Origin of the sequence: Fictibacillus halophilus (assembly GCF_016401385.1) — a bacterium.
Lineage (GTDB): Bacteria > Bacillota > Bacilli > Bacillales > Fictibacillaceae > Fictibacillus > Fictibacillus halophilus.
Genome location: NZ_JAEACF010000001.1, coordinates 832,277 through 848,346, shown reverse-complemented (window position 1 = coordinate 848,346; position 16,070 = coordinate 832,277). Strand labels below are relative to the sequence as shown.

The window sequence follows — 16,070 nt, the reverse complement described above, 5'->3', positions numbered from 1 at the left end:
GTAATTAAATGATTGGGAATTTTATCGTGAAGCAAGTATCGTCTCTCGTTGAACATACTTCAATCGTTCCGCTATGTTTTTCAACGATCTGTTTGCAAACCGAAAGTCCAAGTCCTGTTCCAAGTGACTTTGTCGTAACAAAAGGTTCAAACACGTTTTCAAGTAAATAATCAGGAATCGGATTACCATTATTGCAGATTGATAATTCTGCCATGTTGTCTTCATTTTTCCTTATTGAAACTTTAATCTTTCTCTCACCATTCCATCCGCTTAATTCTTCGACGGCATTCACTAAAATGTTTAATAGCACTTGTTTGATCTGTGAACTGTCTCCCTCGGTGTACACGTCATTCTCGATCTGAGAAATGGTCACGATATTCGCTTCGGTAAAACGAGGATACATAAAGTTGAGCATTTCCTTCAAAAGTGTTGATAACGAGACTTTCTCAAGTTTATCTTGTAAGCCTCTCATTTTTGATAAATAGAGAAACTGCGTAATCTTTTCTTCAAGGCTTTGCATCTCATTTTGAATAATTTCAAAGTAATATTCTGATTGGTCTGTTTTATCTAATTCTTTTTGTAAAAGGTAGATAAAGCCCTTAACAGAGGTAAGAGGATTTCTGAATTCATGAGCAAAACTAGCTGCAATCTGCCCAAGCATAGTTAGCCGATCGTGATGCATCTCTTGGATGAACTGGTTTTTCCGGTCAATGATCGAATCCTTAAGTGCTGTATATTCTTTTACACTCAAAAAGACGAGCTGATCAAAATACCGCTGCATCTTTAATACTCCGTCACCTTTTAATTGGTCATTTAAAAGTGAACACATTAAAAGTTCATAAACAATGCTCCTGCCAACGTTGATGTTGTGAACAAAATCCCCTACGTTTGCTTTGGCTTCGATCCGTTCCTTGGCAATTTTGCTTGTTAATGCTTTTAGCCTTTCCAATGACCCTGTCTCTAAGTAATTAATTAATTCTATGATTGTTTGATGACCGTTCTTTTTCACTTCTTCAAAGAAAGGGTCATTTTGAGGCAACAGTACGTTTTCCAGCCATTTTTCAACTATGCTTGTCTTTTGCATCTTCAAGAATTGAGCAAGTTCTGTATTCGTTTGTATGTTTGTACTGCTATCCAATGTTATCACCCTTTATTGAAAGGCTGTTTTCGTATTGTTGCTATCCGAAAGTAGTTGATTTGCGCTTCAGGTTGCTCGTTTCAATCAACTTGCATAGAAATTAAAAGAGAACATTCAAATAGCAACAGCATTTAGAAAAAAGCCTATTGAAAAAACTCTATTCTCATTATGAATGATATTGCATATTTCTACAATGCATTGTCGAAATCTGTATAAACTATGGAAAAATATACATGATGTTGATTTGTGTGGAGAAACTATTCGTAAAAGAGTTTGAAAGGATGGTCTTCATGCACACGATGTGGAAAGGTGCAATTAGCTTTGGTCTTGTGAATATACCGATCAAGTTGTTTGCCGCAACTGAAAATAAAGATATTAAAATGAGATATTTACATGAAAAGTGTCATAGTCCTGTTCAATATGAAAAGATTTGCCCTGTATGTGAAGAGACTGTGGATTCCAAAGAAATCGTTAAAGGCTATGAATATGAACCCGGAAAATTTGTAGTTGTTGAAAAAGAAGAACTTGATGAATTAGCAGGTGTATCTGATAAATCGATCGAGATCATTGATTTTATTAAATTAGAAGAGATTGATCCCATCTTTTATAATCGTTCTTATTTCGTTGGACCTGGCGAGAACGGCACAAAATCTTTCGCTCTCTTGAAAAAAGCTATGGAAGATACCGGGAAGATCGGACTTGCTAAATTCACACTTCGATCAAAAGAACACCTTGCTGCCGTTCGCGTTTACAAGAATGGCTTAGTTCTTGAAACCATCTTTTATCCAGATGAAGTTAGAAATGTTGATCATGTTCCCGGTTTAACTGATGAAGTTTCACTCAATGAAAAAGAGGTTGAGATGGCCAAACAGCTTATCGAACATTTAACAGCTCCGTTTGAGCCTGAAAAGTATGCAGACGAATATCGTGAAGCGGTTCTCGAATTGATCAACAGCAAAATTTCTGGTGATGAAGTAAAGGTTGCAAAAGAAAAGCCAAAAACAAATGTTGTGGATCTAATGGAAGCACTTCAAGCTTCCATCAATGAGAGTAAAGGAAAAGAATCGTCTGACAATGGTAAGAAGACGAAAGAAACAGCTTCTAAAAAAAGCAAAGATTCTACAGAACCTAAACCGAAGAAGAAAAAATCAACTGCAAAGAAAAAAGCTAGTTCATGATTCAACACTTTTTAAAGCCCATGCTTCCTTCTCTTTCAAACGAATTGCCTGAAGAGAATCATTGGGTATATGAAATTAAATATGACGGTTTTAGATGTTTACTTTTTTGGGATCATGCGAATGTTATCATGACATCTAGAAACGGTCATCCTTTTCATACTATTTTTCCTGAGGTTGTAGATCACCTAAAAACGCTCGAGAATAACGTTAAACACTTATTTCCTATTCTTTTAGATGGAGAACTATGTATTCTTGAAAACGAAAATAAAGCCAATTTTGAACTCATTCAAAAAAGAGGCAGATTAAAACAACCTGATAAAATTGAACAAGCTTCTAGACAATATCCTTCTTCTTATTGCGCGTTTGATCTGCTCGCTATAGAGGGTGAGTACATTCATCGACATTCATTCTTAGATCGAAAAGAAAAATTGCAAAATCTGCTTCAGCTTACAGGTGTTCAAACTAATAAGATCTCAACCGATAGCCGTCTAAACTTTATTAATTTCACTTCAAGAAGTTCTGAAATCAGGAATAGAGTTCAGATTGATAAAAGTGAAGGAATTGTAGCAAAAAAGCTTTCAAGTAAATGGAATCCAGGGATTCGAACAAATGAATGGATCAAAGTAAAAAATCTTAAATTCCATCCTTTTATTTTGTTAGGTTATGATACAGAGAACGGTTTTTTTCATGTTGGCGTGATCAAAGATCATTCCGTTCAATTTGTCGGATTATTCTCTCATGGCATTTCTCCTCAAGAGAAGGAAGCATTGATTCAAATTATTAAGAAAAATATTGCAAGCAGGAACGGATCTCTCTTTTTGATAGAGCCGTCTATCTGTGTAGAACTCTCATATTTAGAACTATATAAAAATCAGTTGAGACAGCCAAGGTTTGTTTCATTCCGTTTTGATACAAACTGGGAGGAATGTACATGGGAAAGCCTTCAAAAGAACAAATAGATCTTAACGTAAACGGTGAAATCGTAACTTTAACAAGCCCTAACAAACCACTTTGGCCGGATCAAGATATTGTTAAAGTTGAATATATTAATTATTTGACCCAAATTTCGCCTTATATGCTGCCATTTTTAAAAGAACGTGCTTTAACGGTCATTAGATATCCTCATGGAGTAAGTGAGGAAAAGTTCTATCAAAAGAATTGTCCAGATTATGCCCCTCACTATGTACATACGGATATGGAAGAAGATATTAATTATATCGTTTGTAATAACTTACCTACATTGCTCTGGTTAGGAAACCAGCTCGCATTTGAGTTTCACATTCCTTATCGAACAGTTGAAAATGTTCACCCCTCAGAGATCGTGATGGATTTAGATCCTCCCTCTCGTAAGGAATTTCATCTTTCGGTAGAAGCCGCGCTAATGATAAAGGAAGTTTGTGACAAGTTACATCTCACCACATTCATCAAAACAAGTGGTAATAAGGGGATGCAGATCTATATACCATTACCTGAACAAGCAGCTACGTTCGAAGATTCACGACTATTCACAGAGTTTCTTGCGCAATATTTAATCGAACGTGAGCCGAAATGGTTTACGATCGAACGATTAAAAAAGAACCGTGGGAACCGGTGCTATGTTGATTACATTCAGCACGCAGAAGGCAAAACGATTATTGCTCCCTATTCTGTAAGAGGAAACGATGATGCTTTAGTTGCTACTCCTCTATACTGGAATGAAGTGAATGCTTCATTAAAGCCTGAGCAGTTTCCGCTTACTTCAATCATTGATCGGATAAAAGATATAGGTGACCCGTTTAAAGATTTTTTTTCTTGTAAAAGCAAACAGCCTATCCTACCTGTCATTAAGGCTCTAAACGAAAAAAGCCTCTGAGAAGATTTGAAGTTATCTTCCTAGAGGCTGTTTTGGTTTACTTTGTAGATATTGAGGGTTAAGTTTTTAAACCCAGCTCAAATTTATCAAGCTGACCGTCACTTCCCGCTAACCTTACTGCACGTTTGTCTTTCGATCAACTGAAATGGTACGACTACTCGTTTCGCTTCTTTTTCTGGACATTGAATACATTCTAGCAGTCCCTTAGCCGCTTCATAACCGAGTTTAAAGATATTGATGTCTACAGATGTTAGTGAAGGTGATGAGAGTTCAGATAACATTACGTTGTTGAAACTTAGTAATGAGATATCATCGGGTACGCTAACCCCAAGCTCGTTTAAAGTGCTCAGCACACCGAAGGACATAACGTCATCAATAACAAGAAGTGCTGACGGAGGCTCTTGTAAAGCGAGAAGCTCCTTAACCGCTTCTTGCCCACCTTCTTTTAAGAACTCTTCATGCACGATGTATTCATCTTTATATGGCAGACCCGCATTTCGTATGGCTTTTTCATAGCCTAATAGTCGGTCGATGGTTACAACTAGATTTAAATTTCCTCCTACAAATCCAATTCGTTCATGACCGAGTGATATCAGATACTCTGTCATTTCTTGAGCAGCTTTGAAGTTGTCGTTATCTATATGTGTGATAGTCTCGGCGTTTTTAAACGGTTTACCGATTACTGTGAAAGGAAATTTCTGCTCTTGTAGGTAACACATGATTCGATCATCTACACGTGAATACAGCATTACGATACCATCCACTCGACGACCCTGTACCATTCGTACAACACCTTCGAAGATTTCATCTTCTGTATTTCCTGTCGACATGTATAGAGCGTATTCTTGTTCATGTGCAATGGTACTTATTCCTCTGATTACTTCTGGAAAAAACGGATTTTGAAAAGCTTTGTCAGCAGAACTTGGCATGACAAGTCCGATCGCCTGTGTGCTTCGGTTTGCAAGACTTCTAGCGTTAAAGTTTGGATGATAGCCAAGATAGTCCATCGCTTCTTTTACTTTTCTCTTTGTTTTTTCAGATATACGAGGATTATTCGCGATTACCCTTGAAACGGTTGAGGGTGCAACATCTGCTAATTTTGCTACGTCTTTTATCGTAACTGACATGGTATAGTCCTCCTTTCAGACTATTTGGCATAGTGTATACGCTTACTTAATTCCATCAATAATTGTATAGCGTTCGTAGGAAAAAAGAAATATTAATTCCTTTCCACTTTTAATGTTTTCGACTTTTTTTGTAAATTGAATCGTTATAAGACTTTTCAACTCTTTAAAGCGCGTTTTTTTCTTTTATTATAAATATAGAAAGAACTCAACAATAGTAAGATTATTGCTGCTGCTATTAAGTAGAGCTTCCAATCGGAATCTGCTTCTTGTACAGTATAAATATCAGCTGATTCCCCAGCCATATTCATTTCAACAGAAGTATCGTTCACCTTTATCTCTTCGTCTGATAACAGACTCACAAGTTTTTTATTATGAAGGCTTTTATCCGAGAAAGAAATAGCAGACTTCTTTTTATCATTGTTAAAAGCGATATAAAGTGTTTCATCCTGATATTTTCGTTTAAAGACGGCTTTTCCATCTTTATCAACAATCAACGAATAATCGCCACGTCTAAGTGCCGGATGTTTTTGTCTAAGCTTTCCTAATTTTGATGTGAATGTTTCGAACTCCTTATTTTGAGAAAAATCCATCATACGGCGGTTATCAGGATCCTTGGCTCCATCCATCATATGCTCTGTTCCTTGATAGAGGATAGGAATACCAGGTGCCGAGTATAGGTAAGTAAGAGCGAGCTTGAGCCTTTTTTCTGGATCTTCTTGCTTCAGCAGTGATTCACGCACGAATCGAATATTATCATGATTATCTATAAAGTTTCCTAACGTATACGGATCTTTATAATAAAACTTGTTTCGCTCCCATACAGCATTCAACTCGGAAAGCGATTGGCCACTTTGTCTAAAGATACGAACCATCTCATTAAACAAGGGATAATCTACAAACGATTGAATTCCAGCTTTATTGTACTCAGCAATATATCTTGGGTCGTTGTGCCAAACTTCACCGATCAAATAGAATCCGGGCTTAGCCCGATTAACACGTTCTGAAAACTCTTGCCAAAAATCTTTTGGCACATGTTTCACCGTATCCAAACGGTAGCCATCTATATCTGTTTCTTTGATCCAATATTCAGCCATGTCGAGCAAATACTTACGCGTTTCATTGTTTTCTGTGTTAAGATCAGGTAATCCAGCAAGCCAACCGTTCTCAACTTCTTCTTGGTTATCCCAGTTGCCGATCTCCATCTCTGGGTGGAACCAATTCTTTTTTGACTCCTCATCTAACCAAGGATGTTTATATCCTGTATGATTTACAACAAGATCTAATATCACTTTTATATCACGATCATGTGCTTTTTTTACAAGCTGTTTCAACTCATCCTTTGAACCAAAATGTTCTTCTGTTTCATAGAAATTCTCCGTCCAGTAACCGTGATAGCCTCCTGGTTCATTCTTAACCACAGGGGTCAGCCAGATGGCTGTAACACCAAGATCATCTAGATAATCAAGGTTGTCCATGATCCCTTTGAAGTCTCCCCCATGGTATGCTGCAGGGTCATTAAGATCAACATCAAAATCGTTATCTTTGTCTCCATTATTAAACCGGTCCACCATGATAAAATAGATCGTTTCGTCTTTCCATGATCGTTCTTCCTTTTTTTCTGCAAGCGCTTTATTTTGAACAGATAAAAAAAGAAGAAACGACATAGCCAAGAATATCATTCTTTTGCCCATCGCCGTTCCTCCTATAGTTAGGCTGTGATTAACCTTTTGTACCGCCAGCAGTTAAGCCAGAGATAAAGTAACGCTGCAATGATAAGAATAAGAGACCGATCGGAATCGCTACTAATACAGAACCCGCTGCAAACAATGTAAAACTGTTGCCGAATTCATTCTTAATCATGTTAAACAGACCAACCGCAAGTGTCATCTTTTCATCTGAACTGATCAGAATGGACGCTAAGATAAAATCAGCGAACGGTGAGATGAAACTAAATAGTGCGATTACCGCTAAGATTGGCTTTGAAAGCGGCAGGATGATCTGCCAAAAGATACGAAAGTGACCAGCGCCGTCAATTCGCGCAGATTCGTCTAGTTCTTTTGGAATCGTATCGTAATAGTTCTTTGCCAAGTATGTGTTCATTGGGATTAAACCACCAACATATACAAGAATTAAGGCAAAGTGTGTATCAAGCAATCCTACTTGATAAGCAAGAATATAGATTGCAAGAATAGCTACAAATTGTGGAATCATCTGCAAAATTAAGAAAAGAAGCAAGCCATTCTTACGTCCAACAAACTTATATCTTGAGAATGCATAAGCCGTTAAGCCGATAAAGATAACAGAAAGAACCATTGTAATAAAACAAATTTTTAATGTGTTCCAGTACCAGATCAAATAGTCAGTCTCAGCAAATAGCTCTTTATAATGAGCGAGAGTCGCATTTTTGGGAATGATCGTCGAACTGGATAAAGTGTTCCCAGGGTTAAAGGAAGAACCTATTACCCAAAGGATTGGATAGACCACGATTGCAATCGCTGACAATAAAACTAGATAGGACAGAGTTAATCGTATTCTTCTTGCTGTTTTTATACTCATATTAAATCATTCCTTCGTCCTTAAATGATTTCGTCTTTCTAAACTGCCACAATGCCAGTGACACGATGATTAAAGATAATAATACAGTTACAGCTGCAGCCTTGCTGTATTGTGCTGAAGTCATTGTTAAGTTGTATATCCAAGAGATCAAGATGTCTGTCCCACCTGCATTTTGATCAGCTACTGCAGGTCCACCGTTGTTAAATAGATAGATAACGTTAAAGTTATTAAAGTTGAACGTGTATTGCGTAATTAATATTGGTGCTGTTGTAAATAAGACCATCGGAAGTGTGATCTTACGGAATTTATCCCAGTTCGATGCCCCATCCACAGTTGCAGCTTCATAAAGTTCACCAGGAATAGACTGAAGCACACCTGTTGTCATCGCCATGATGAACGGGAAACCGAGCCATGATTGAATAAAGATTAAAGCCACCTTCGTATAGAAAGGATCAGTCATCCAAGGTATGGAATCGATTCCAAATGGTGCTAAAATAGATTGGTTGATCGCTCCGAATGTATCATTGAAAAGACCTGAGAAAATTAAGATCGATACGAAAGCAGGTACAGCCCAAGGCAAGATCAATAGTGTACGAATGATCCCTTTAAACTTAATTTCTTTCTGGTTCAATACAACTGCTAAGAAAATACCTACAGAAACTTGAAGTGTTGTAGCCGTGAATGTCCAGATAATCGTCCAGGCAAATACAGAGATAAACGTCTCACGCCAAATGTCTAAAGAGAAAATTTCAATAAAGTTTTTAAATCCAACCCAGTCAACAAGCTTTGCTGGTGGGGAGTTGTATAAGTTGTAGTTCGTAAATGCTAACAACAACATAAAGATGATTGGAAAAATAACAACGAAGATTAACAATAAAAATCCAGGTCCAACCATTAAATAAGGAAACCCTTTGTCTACTACATTGTGATATTGCTCTTTTAGTGTGTTAAGTTTTACGCCGTTATCACGTTTTTTACCGTTTTGGAAGGCATCATAGATATTAAAGTAGTAAAATCCTAATCCAATGCCTACTACAAGTATAGAGATTACGCCGTTAACAAGTAAGAAGATGGAGTGATCTCTAGGTACTTCCGTTCCAAGCGTTACAATTCCCCATAGTCCAATGTTTAGAAAATCAAGAAATGCTATAAAATAACAAATTGCCAAAAACAAGAATGCGAAACCTTTAACAAATTGCTTGTTATAAAATTGCCCCATTCCTGGAATGATTGACAGCAAAGCTGCCGTCTTACGGTGTGTCATTACAGGTTTCCCCTTTCTTTTCCCCACTTTTGTGTATTGTTCGAAAGATTTTAGGACCCATACATAAGTGAAATCTTTCCAACACACACAATAGTTAGAGAAAGCAGTACCCGCGACGTCTGGGTACCGCTTTCCAGTTACTGCTTATTATTTTTTACCGTGGTTCGCTTCAATGTTTTGTCCGATCGTCTTAACTGCGCTTTCTAGAGCAGCTTTTGGCTCAGACTTGCCAGTTGCAGATAATTGAAGTGCGTTTGCAGCTGGAGCCCAAACTTCTGCCATTTCAGGAATGTTAGGCATTGGAACTCCACGTTCTGATTGAACGGCTACAGCTTTAGCTGCTTCGTTGTCTGCGATGATTGGGTCCTCCATTAAAGATACGATTGGAGGGATCTCTGCTGTTTTCTCAAAACGAGTCTTAGCGTTTTCTTCGTTTGTGATGAACTCAACAAGCTTTGCAGCCCACTCTTGGTTAGGAGAGAATTGGCTTACGTTGTAACCTTTAACACCGATAAACGTTTTTACATCTTCACCGTTTGGAAGTTTAGGCATTGGTGAAACACCGATATCGATTCCAGCATCTTTATAGCCTTGGAAAGACCATGGTCCATTCATTACAGAAGCAACTTTACCTTCTTGGAAAAGACCGTCAATCGTAGGGCCAGCTTTTTCACCGATGATTCCTTTAGGGAATAAGCCGTCTTTGTACCAGCTAGTGATATACTCTAATCCTTCAACAGCACCTTCGTTAGAAAGACCAAGGTCTTTTGCATCTAAAGTTCCGTTGTCGTCTTTAAATACATAGCTTCCATATCCAGAAAGTACACCATTTGCAAAGTAGAAGTCAGTCCAGTTAGCTAAGAAGCCATACTGTGCTCCACCTTTGTCACCTTTAGAGAATGCAAGTACATCATCAAAAGATTCAGGTGCTTCAGGCATTAATTTTTTGTTGTAGATGAAAACAGGTGTTTCAGTTGATTTTGGAAGTCCGTAAAGTTTTCCATCATATGTTAATGCGTTAATTGAAGATTCAGTGTAAAGCTTTGTTACATCATCAGATACTTTAATTGGTGCGATGAGACCTTCGATCGCTAATGGTCCAATTCGGTCATGCGGAGTTGTAATAACATCCGGTCCTTTTTTAGCTGGTCCATCAAGACGAAGCTTCTCTTGTTGATCTAGCATTGGGATTTCTTTTAATTCAACTTTGATGCCGTATTTGTCTTCGAACTTTTTGATCGCGTCTTTAGTTCCAGCACCTTTTTCTTGGTCTTCCCACATTACTAATTTTTCAGGCTTGTCTGCAGCCGATTCTTTCTTGCCGCCTGTAGAAGAACTATCTTCTTGCGGTCCGCAAGCAGCTAACGCACTTGCAGCAAGAGCAAAAGTTAAAGGCAATGATAATAACTTTTTCATCAAATGTACCCCCTATTATTGTTAAAAGATCAAAGCATACAAACGTTTGCACAAATTAGCAAAAAAAATGTTTTTCTGTCTTCTTATAAAGTTTTTCGCTGTTTATGAAAACGATTGCATTACCTGCTCAATTTCATTATACCTATGCTTTGAATTTTTACAATACTTTTTTAATTATTTTTGGTTTCGCTTTCATTTCCCTTGATTTTGTTATTGAAAGCGGTTTATACTATCACCATTACAAGTTGAAGGCAATGTACGTTCCTTAGGGGTACAACCTAGTTTCTATAGGTTGTGCCCCATTTTTATTGCCGAGACTGAGAGGAGAGCAAAATATGTTAAAAGAAGCAATCTATCACAGAGCAGGTAACAATTATGCCTATGCCTATAATGAGACCACCCTTCACATCCGTCTTCGTACAAAAAAAGGAGATGTCGATTCTGTAACGTTCATTCACGGTGATCCTTATGACTGGACGAAAGATGGCTGGCAAACGTCTCGGTCGCTCATGACTCGAACAGGTACAGATGAATATTTTGATTACTATTTTATTGCTATCAGCCCCCCGTTTCGCCGTTTACGCTATGGATTTGAACTGAAGAGCGGTACAGAAACGTTGGTGTACACTGAAAAAGGTTTCTATAAAGAAGCTCCTTTTGATGACACGGCTTATTATTTTTGTTTTCCATTCTTAAATGGGATTGATGTATTTCGTGCCCCTTCTTGGGTGAAGGATACGGTCTGGTATCAAATTTTCCCTGAACGATTTGCAAATGGAGATACGAGCAACGATCCTGAAGGTTCACTTCCATGGGCAAGCGAAGAACCAAAGTTTAATAATTTCTTCGGCGGAGATTTTCAAGGTGTGATCGATCACATTGATCACCTCGTTAAACTTGGTGTGACTGGGATCTATTTCACACCTATCTTTAAAGCGAAGTCTAATCATAAGTACGATACGATTGATTATTTAGAGATTGATCCACAATTCGGTGATAAAGAAACGTTTAAGCAACTAGTGAAAGTTTGCCATGAAAACGGAATTAAAGTCATGCTCGATGCTGTGTTTAATCATAGCGGATACTATTTTGAACCGTTTCAGGATGTATTAAAAAACCAAGAAAATTCTACTTACAAGAACTGGTTCCATTTAAGAGAATTTCCAATCCAGACTGAACCACGCCCAAATTATGATACGTTCGCCTTTGAAAAATCTATGCCTAAACTAAACACTGAAAACCCAGAGGTCCGCGAATATTTGCTCAAGGTTGCTCGCTATTGGGTGGAAGAGTTTGATATTGATGGGTGGAGATTAGATGTTGCAAATGAGGTTGATCATTCTTTTTGGAGAGAATTCAGAACAGCTGTTAAATCTGTCAAACCAGATGCCTATATCTTAGGTGAAATCTGGCATGATTCAATGAACTGGCTACATGGAGATCAGTTCGACGCTGTCATGAACTATCCTTTCACAAATGCTGCACTTGATTTTGTAGCAAAAGAAACGATTGATGCAAGAGTTTTTGCTGAAAAAATGACGGCTGTTCTTCACATGTATCCTGAAAACGTAAACGAAGCTGCGTTTAACCTTTTAGGTTCACACGATACAAAGCGTGTTCTAACGTTCTGTGATGAAAATAAGAATAAGATGAAGTTGCTTTTTCTATTGATGTTAACTTTTAAAGGAACTCCTTGTATCTATTATGGTGATGAGATCGGTATGACCGGTGGAAATGATCCTGGTTGCAGAAAATGTATGGAATGGGATGAAAAAAAACAAGATTTAGATCTGTTTGAACACATTCAATCATTGCTTTCTCTTCGCCAAAACCACAAAGTCCTAGCCAATGACGGTGAATTAAAGTTTATCAATGCTGACGAGCAAACATTAGTATATGAGCGATCAACCGATGAAGAAAGTGTATGGATTCTTTTAAATGCTGGTCAAAGAACCGCTGATCTTTCCATTGAAATCCCTGAAGGCTACTCAAACATTTTGGGGACATCATTCTCAGGTTCTCTCCCTGGATATAGTTTCAGTATCTATCGAAAAAAATAAACATACTCCCCTCACTGTAAAAAGTGAGGGGATTTTATTTCAGTCCGTACCCATACCTGATACAATAGGTAAATGTTAAAACCATACAATATAAACACGATGGAGAGGGATTTACATGAAAGGCAACAAAGCTGCTAAGCTTTCCCTTTTTGCCATAACGTGGCCAATATTTATTGAAATTATGCTTCATATGTTGATGGGGAACGCTGATACTCTTATGCTCAGTCAATATTCTGATCAGTCAGTGGCCGCTGTCGGTCTTACTAATCAACTGCTATCGATCGTAATCGTTATGTTCGGGTTTGTTGCTACAGGAGCAAGTGTTGTTATTGCACAGGCAATAGGCGCTAAACTTGAACGAACTGCTGCTGAAGTAGCTGTGGTTGCGATCTTAGGGAACTTGCTTTTTGGATTACTCTTAAGTGGGGCATTACTAATCTTTGGCGATGTGTTTTTAAAATGGATGAATACTCCACCAGAGTTAATGGCGGAAGCATCGAGCTATCTTATGATCGTTGGAGGATTTTCATTTATCCAATCTGTCATCATGACGATCGGAGCTGCTATTAGAAGTTACGGTTTTACGAAAGATGCTATGTACGTGACGATTGGAATGAACATCTTAAACGTAATTGGAAACTATTTATTTATCTTTGGAGCTTTTGGTTTTCCAATACTAGGTGTTGAAGGTGTAGCGATCTCAACCTCTGTTAGTCGGTTTTTAGGCTTAGTTGTCATTCTATATCTTTTGTTCAAGCGCTCTTCTATCCCACTGCCTTTTGCGAGTTCGTTCAAACTATTCCCTCTTCATATTAAGAGTGTATTAAAAATAGGATTGCCATCAGCCGGAGAGCACCTTTCCTACAGCGGATCTCAGATGCTGATCACGTTCTTCATTACGCTGCTTGGTACAACGGCACTTACTACAAAGGTATATACGTTTAATATTATGATGTTTATCTTCCTTTTCGCCGTAGCGATCGGTCAAGGTACACAGATATTAATCGGTCATTTAATTGGTGCTAAGTCGTACGACTCTGCTTATAAGATGTGTCTTAAAAGTCAGACTTACGCCATGATCATAAGTTTCCTTATGGCAGGTGTAGCTTCTTTATTTGCAAAGCCACTTCTGTCTATTTTTACAGACAATCCAGAGATTATTAAGGAAGGTACCATACTTTTATACTTAACTCTGTTACTCGAACCTGGCCGTTCATTTAACCTTGTTATCATTTCAAGTTTAAGAGCTGCTGGTGATGTTAAGTTCCCAGTCATAATAGGTGTCATATCTATGTGGGGAGTTAGCGTACCACTGGCATACTTGTTAGGCATTACTTTTGATCTAGGGTTAATAGGGATCTGGCTAGCCTTCACTGCAGATGAATGGCTGCGGGGACTCTTTATGCTTTCTAGATGGCGGAAAAGAAAATGGCAAAAACAATTAGTCGTCAAACAAGAAGCAACTGCATAAATACAAAAACCGGAGAACAAAATGTTTTCCGGTTTTTTGTGTTAATCTATGATATTAATATTATAATCAGTTAACCAGCTATCGATCTGTGCAAGATGAGCCATTAGTTGTGGGCCTGTCATGAGCTGGCCGAACCAAGGCTCTTTAAACGTCTCTCCGTTCGTTTGAATAATTTCTTGAACACGTGCTCGGTTCAACACTTCAAATAATGGTGAGTTTTTCTTTCCAACGATGCTTGTTAGCCAATCTCTTACGCCGTTCGTATAATCCGGATGGAACGTTTTTGGGTAAGGACTCTTTTTTCGATACAGAACATCATTTGGAAGTATACCAGTAAGTGCTTTTCTAAGAATCCCCTTCTCTCTTCCATCTAGCATTTTCATATCCCAAGGAATATTCCATGCGTATTCTACAATTCTATGATCTGCAAAAGGTACTCTCACTTCTAATGAAGCTCCCATGCTCATTCGGTCTTTGCGATCCAATAGTGTCGTCATGAACCAAATCATATTCAAATAGAAGATTTCACGTCTTCTCGCTTCTATTTTAGATTCTCCATCTAAAAGAGGCGTTTCATTCACTGTCTCTTCGTATCGTTGCTGAACATATGAAGCTAGATTTAGTTTACTAGCCCATGAGTCTTGCAAGAGATTCTGACGCGCTTCAGTTGAACGCATCCACGGAAACATCGGACGATTTAAAAGCTCTTCTTTATGAAACCACGGATATCCGCCAAAGATTTCGTCTGCACATTCTCCTGATAACGCAACTGTGGACTGCGGTTTAATCTGACGACAGAACCATAACAGTGAAGAATCTACATCAGCCATTCCTGGAAGATCACGAACTGTGACAGCTTCACGCAAATGATTGATTAATAGTTCATTATCGATCACGCAGCTATGATGAACAGATCCTGTAGCCTCAACCATCTGATTGATCCAATACGCATCTGAATTGGGCTGATAATCACTCGCTTTAAAATACTTATCATTATCAACATAATCAATGCTGAACGTATGAAGTTCACCCTTTTTTTCTTCTTTAAAGTACTTTGCTGCGATTGCGGTTATTGCACTTGAATCGAGGCCGCCAGAAAGAAATGTACACACGGGTACGTCCGCAATCAATTGTCGCGTCACTGCATCATTCACAAGATATTTCACTTTTTCAACCGTATCTTGCAACGAATCTTGATGTGGTTTACTTTCTACGTTCCAATACCGCCAAATTTTTAGCCCATTTTTTGTATACGTTGCAGCATGAGCCGGACGAAGTTCTTTTATTCCTTTATATACACCATTGCCTGGCGTACGAGATGGTCCTAGACCGAATACTTCTTGCAATCCTTCACGATCTACTTCAGCCTTCATATCAGGGTGAGCCAATATGGATTTTATTTCAGACCCAAATAAAAGCATACCGCCTTTCTCAGTATAGAAAAATGGCTTTACACCTAATCGATCACGAGCAACAAACAAACTCTGTTTTTCATCATCCCAAATTCCAAATGCAAATATACCGTTAAACCGATCAATACACCTTTCTCCCCATTCTATATAAGAAGTAAGTAACACTTCTGTATCAGAATGCCCCTCAAACGTATACCCTCTTTGTAAAAGGTCTTTTCGGAGATCTTCTGTGTTATAAAGTTCTCCATTGTAGCAAAGTGTATAATTCAATTTGTTCTTCGTTCTAGTCATCGGCTGGACGCCGCCTTCAATATCTACAACTGCTAACCTAGCGTGACCAAAACCTGCATGTGTGGTACTCCATACATTGAGTGCGTCTGGTCCTCTTTTTGATAATGGTGTGGCCATCTTAATCAATATATTCTTTTCATGTGTGAGGTTACGATTCCAATCTGCCCAACCCGTTATTCCGCACATTGGTTTCATCCTTTCTGTACAAACTCCATTTCTAGTACGTATGCCCATTACTCAGCATATGCTTTTATCCTTGTACCGGTGTTTTTTTAAAATTTGTGTATGTCCTTATAAGTTGTATA

At 38.2% G+C, this 16,070-nt stretch carries 12 protein-coding genes; 5 read left to right on the top strand and 7 right to left on the bottom strand.

Going from position 1 to position 16,070, the window contains the following annotated elements:
• Positions 1-4: 4 nt before the first annotated feature.
• A complete protein-coding gene (locus I5J82_RS04445; protein ID WP_198766840.1) occupies positions 5-1,138 on the bottom strand; it encodes a histidine kinase N-terminal domain-containing protein in 1,134 nt (377 codons plus the stop codon).
• A gap of 290 nt (positions 1,139-1,428) precedes the next feature.
• On the opposite strand from I5J82_RS04445, the gene ku reads away from it, so the two are divergent.
• From ku to ligD, 3 genes are read left to right on the top strand one after another with little or no spacing between them, the layout of a single operon-like run.
• A complete protein-coding gene (ku, locus tag I5J82_RS04440) occupies positions 1,429-2,316 on the top strand; it encodes a non-homologous end joining protein Ku (RefSeq protein ID WP_198766839.1) in 888 nt (295 codons plus the stop codon).
• Positions 2,313-3,275 carry an ATP-dependent DNA ligase gene (locus I5J82_RS20290; protein ID WP_233096404.1) on the top strand — a complete coding sequence of 321 codons (963 nt, stop codon included), beginning with the start codon at positions 2,313-2,315 and terminating at the stop codon, positions 3,273-3,275. Before ku ends, I5J82_RS20290 begins: the two co-directional genes overlap by 4 nt.
• Positions 3,248-4,168, top strand: a complete 921-nt coding sequence (gene ligD / locus I5J82_RS20285; protein WP_233096403.1) for a non-homologous end-joining DNA ligase — start codon at positions 3,248-3,250, stop codon at positions 4,166-4,168. Before I5J82_RS20290 ends, ligD begins: the two co-directional genes overlap by 28 nt.
• A gap of 98 nt (positions 4,169-4,266) precedes the next feature.
• Here the strand turns inward: ligD and I5J82_RS04430 are convergent, their stop codons facing one another.
• The 5 genes from I5J82_RS04430 to I5J82_RS04410 form a co-directional block, all read right to left on the bottom strand.
• Positions 4,267-5,295 carry a LacI family DNA-binding transcriptional regulator gene (locus I5J82_RS04430; RefSeq protein ID WP_198766838.1) on the bottom strand — a complete coding sequence of 343 codons (1,029 nt, stop codon included), beginning with the start codon at positions 5,293-5,295 and terminating at the stop codon, positions 4,267-4,269.
• A gap of 155 nt (positions 5,296-5,450) precedes the next feature.
• Positions 5,451-6,986, bottom strand: coding sequence for an alpha-amylase family glycosyl hydrolase (locus I5J82_RS04425; RefSeq protein WP_198766837.1), 1,536 nt, complete (start codon positions 6,984-6,986; stop codon positions 5,451-5,453).
• Between the two features lie 28 nt (positions 6,987-7,014).
• Complete coding sequence (locus I5J82_RS04420) at positions 7,015-7,851, bottom strand: sugar ABC transporter permease (protein WP_198766836.1); 837 nt, start codon at positions 7,849-7,851, stop codon at positions 7,015-7,017.
• 1 nt (position 7,852) lies between these two features.
• Entirely contained in the window at positions 7,853-9,115 is a 1,263-nt protein-coding gene (locus I5J82_RS04415; RefSeq protein ID WP_198766835.1) for a carbohydrate ABC transporter permease, read from the bottom strand.
• Between the two features lie 147 nt (positions 9,116-9,262).
• Positions 9,263-10,531: an extracellular solute-binding protein gene (locus tag I5J82_RS04410; RefSeq protein WP_198766834.1), complete on the bottom strand. Its 1,269-nt coding sequence runs from the start codon at positions 10,529-10,531 to the stop codon at positions 9,263-9,265.
• Between the two features lie 335 nt (positions 10,532-10,866).
• On the opposite strand from I5J82_RS04410, the gene I5J82_RS04405 reads away from it, so the two are divergent.
• Together I5J82_RS04405 and I5J82_RS04400 are read left to right on the top strand one after the other, a co-directional pair.
• A complete protein-coding gene (locus tag I5J82_RS04405; protein ID WP_198766833.1) occupies positions 10,867-12,591 on the top strand; it encodes a glycoside hydrolase family 13 protein in 1,725 nt (574 codons plus the stop codon).
• Positions 12,592-12,706: 115 nt separating this feature from the next.
• A complete protein-coding gene (locus I5J82_RS04400; RefSeq protein ID WP_198766832.1) occupies positions 12,707-14,062 on the top strand; it encodes an MATE family efflux transporter in 1,356 nt (451 codons plus the stop codon).
• Positions 14,063-14,103: 41 nt separating this feature from the next.
• Here the strand turns inward: I5J82_RS04400 and asnB are convergent, their stop codons facing one another.
• Positions 14,104-15,951 (bottom strand): asparagine synthase (glutamine-hydrolyzing), encoded by a 1,848-nt coding sequence (gene asnB, locus I5J82_RS04395; protein WP_198766831.1) that lies wholly within the window; start codon positions 15,949-15,951, stop codon positions 14,104-14,106.
• Positions 15,952-16,070 lie beyond the last annotated feature (119 nt).

What these genes read in the sequence shown, in the direction of transcription:
- ku (WP_198766839.1), top strand. Translation starts at nt 1,429, where the DNA reads ATGCACACGATGTGGAAAGGTGCAATTAGCTTTGGTCTTGTGAATATA.
- I5J82_RS20290 (WP_233096404.1), top strand. Translation starts at nt 2,313, where the DNA reads ATGATTCAACACTTTTTAAAGCCCATGCTTCCTTCTCTTTCAAACGAA.
- ligD (WP_233096403.1), top strand. Translation starts at nt 3,248, where the DNA reads ATGGGAAAGCCTTCAAAAGAACAAATAGATCTTAACGTAAACGGTGAA.
- I5J82_RS04430 (WP_198766838.1), bottom strand. Translation starts at nt 5,295, where the DNA reads ATGTCAGTTACGATAAAAGACGTAGCAAAATTAGCAGATGTTGCACCC.
- I5J82_RS04425 (WP_198766837.1), bottom strand. Translation starts at nt 6,986, where the DNA reads ATGGGCAAAAGAATGATATTCTTGGCTATGTCGTTTCTTCTTTTTTTA.
- I5J82_RS04420 (WP_198766836.1), bottom strand. Translation starts at nt 7,851, where the DNA reads ATGAGTATAAAAACAGCAAGAAGAATACGATTAACTCTGTCCTATCTA.
- I5J82_RS04415 (WP_198766835.1), bottom strand. Translation starts at nt 9,115, where the DNA reads ATGACACACCGTAAGACGGCAGCTTTGCTGTCAATCATTCCAGGAATG.
- I5J82_RS04410 (WP_198766834.1), bottom strand. Translation starts at nt 10,531, where the DNA reads ATGAAAAAGTTATTATCATTGCCTTTAACTTTTGCTCTTGCTGCAAGT.
- I5J82_RS04405 (WP_198766833.1), top strand. Translation starts at nt 10,867, where the DNA reads ATGTTAAAAGAAGCAATCTATCACAGAGCAGGTAACAATTATGCCTAT.
- I5J82_RS04400 (WP_198766832.1), top strand. Translation starts at nt 12,707, where the DNA reads ATGAAAGGCAACAAAGCTGCTAAGCTTTCCCTTTTTGCCATAACGTGG.
- asnB (WP_198766831.1), bottom strand. Translation starts at nt 15,951, where the DNA reads ATGTGCGGAATAACGGGTTGGGCAGATTGGAATCGTAACCTCACACAT.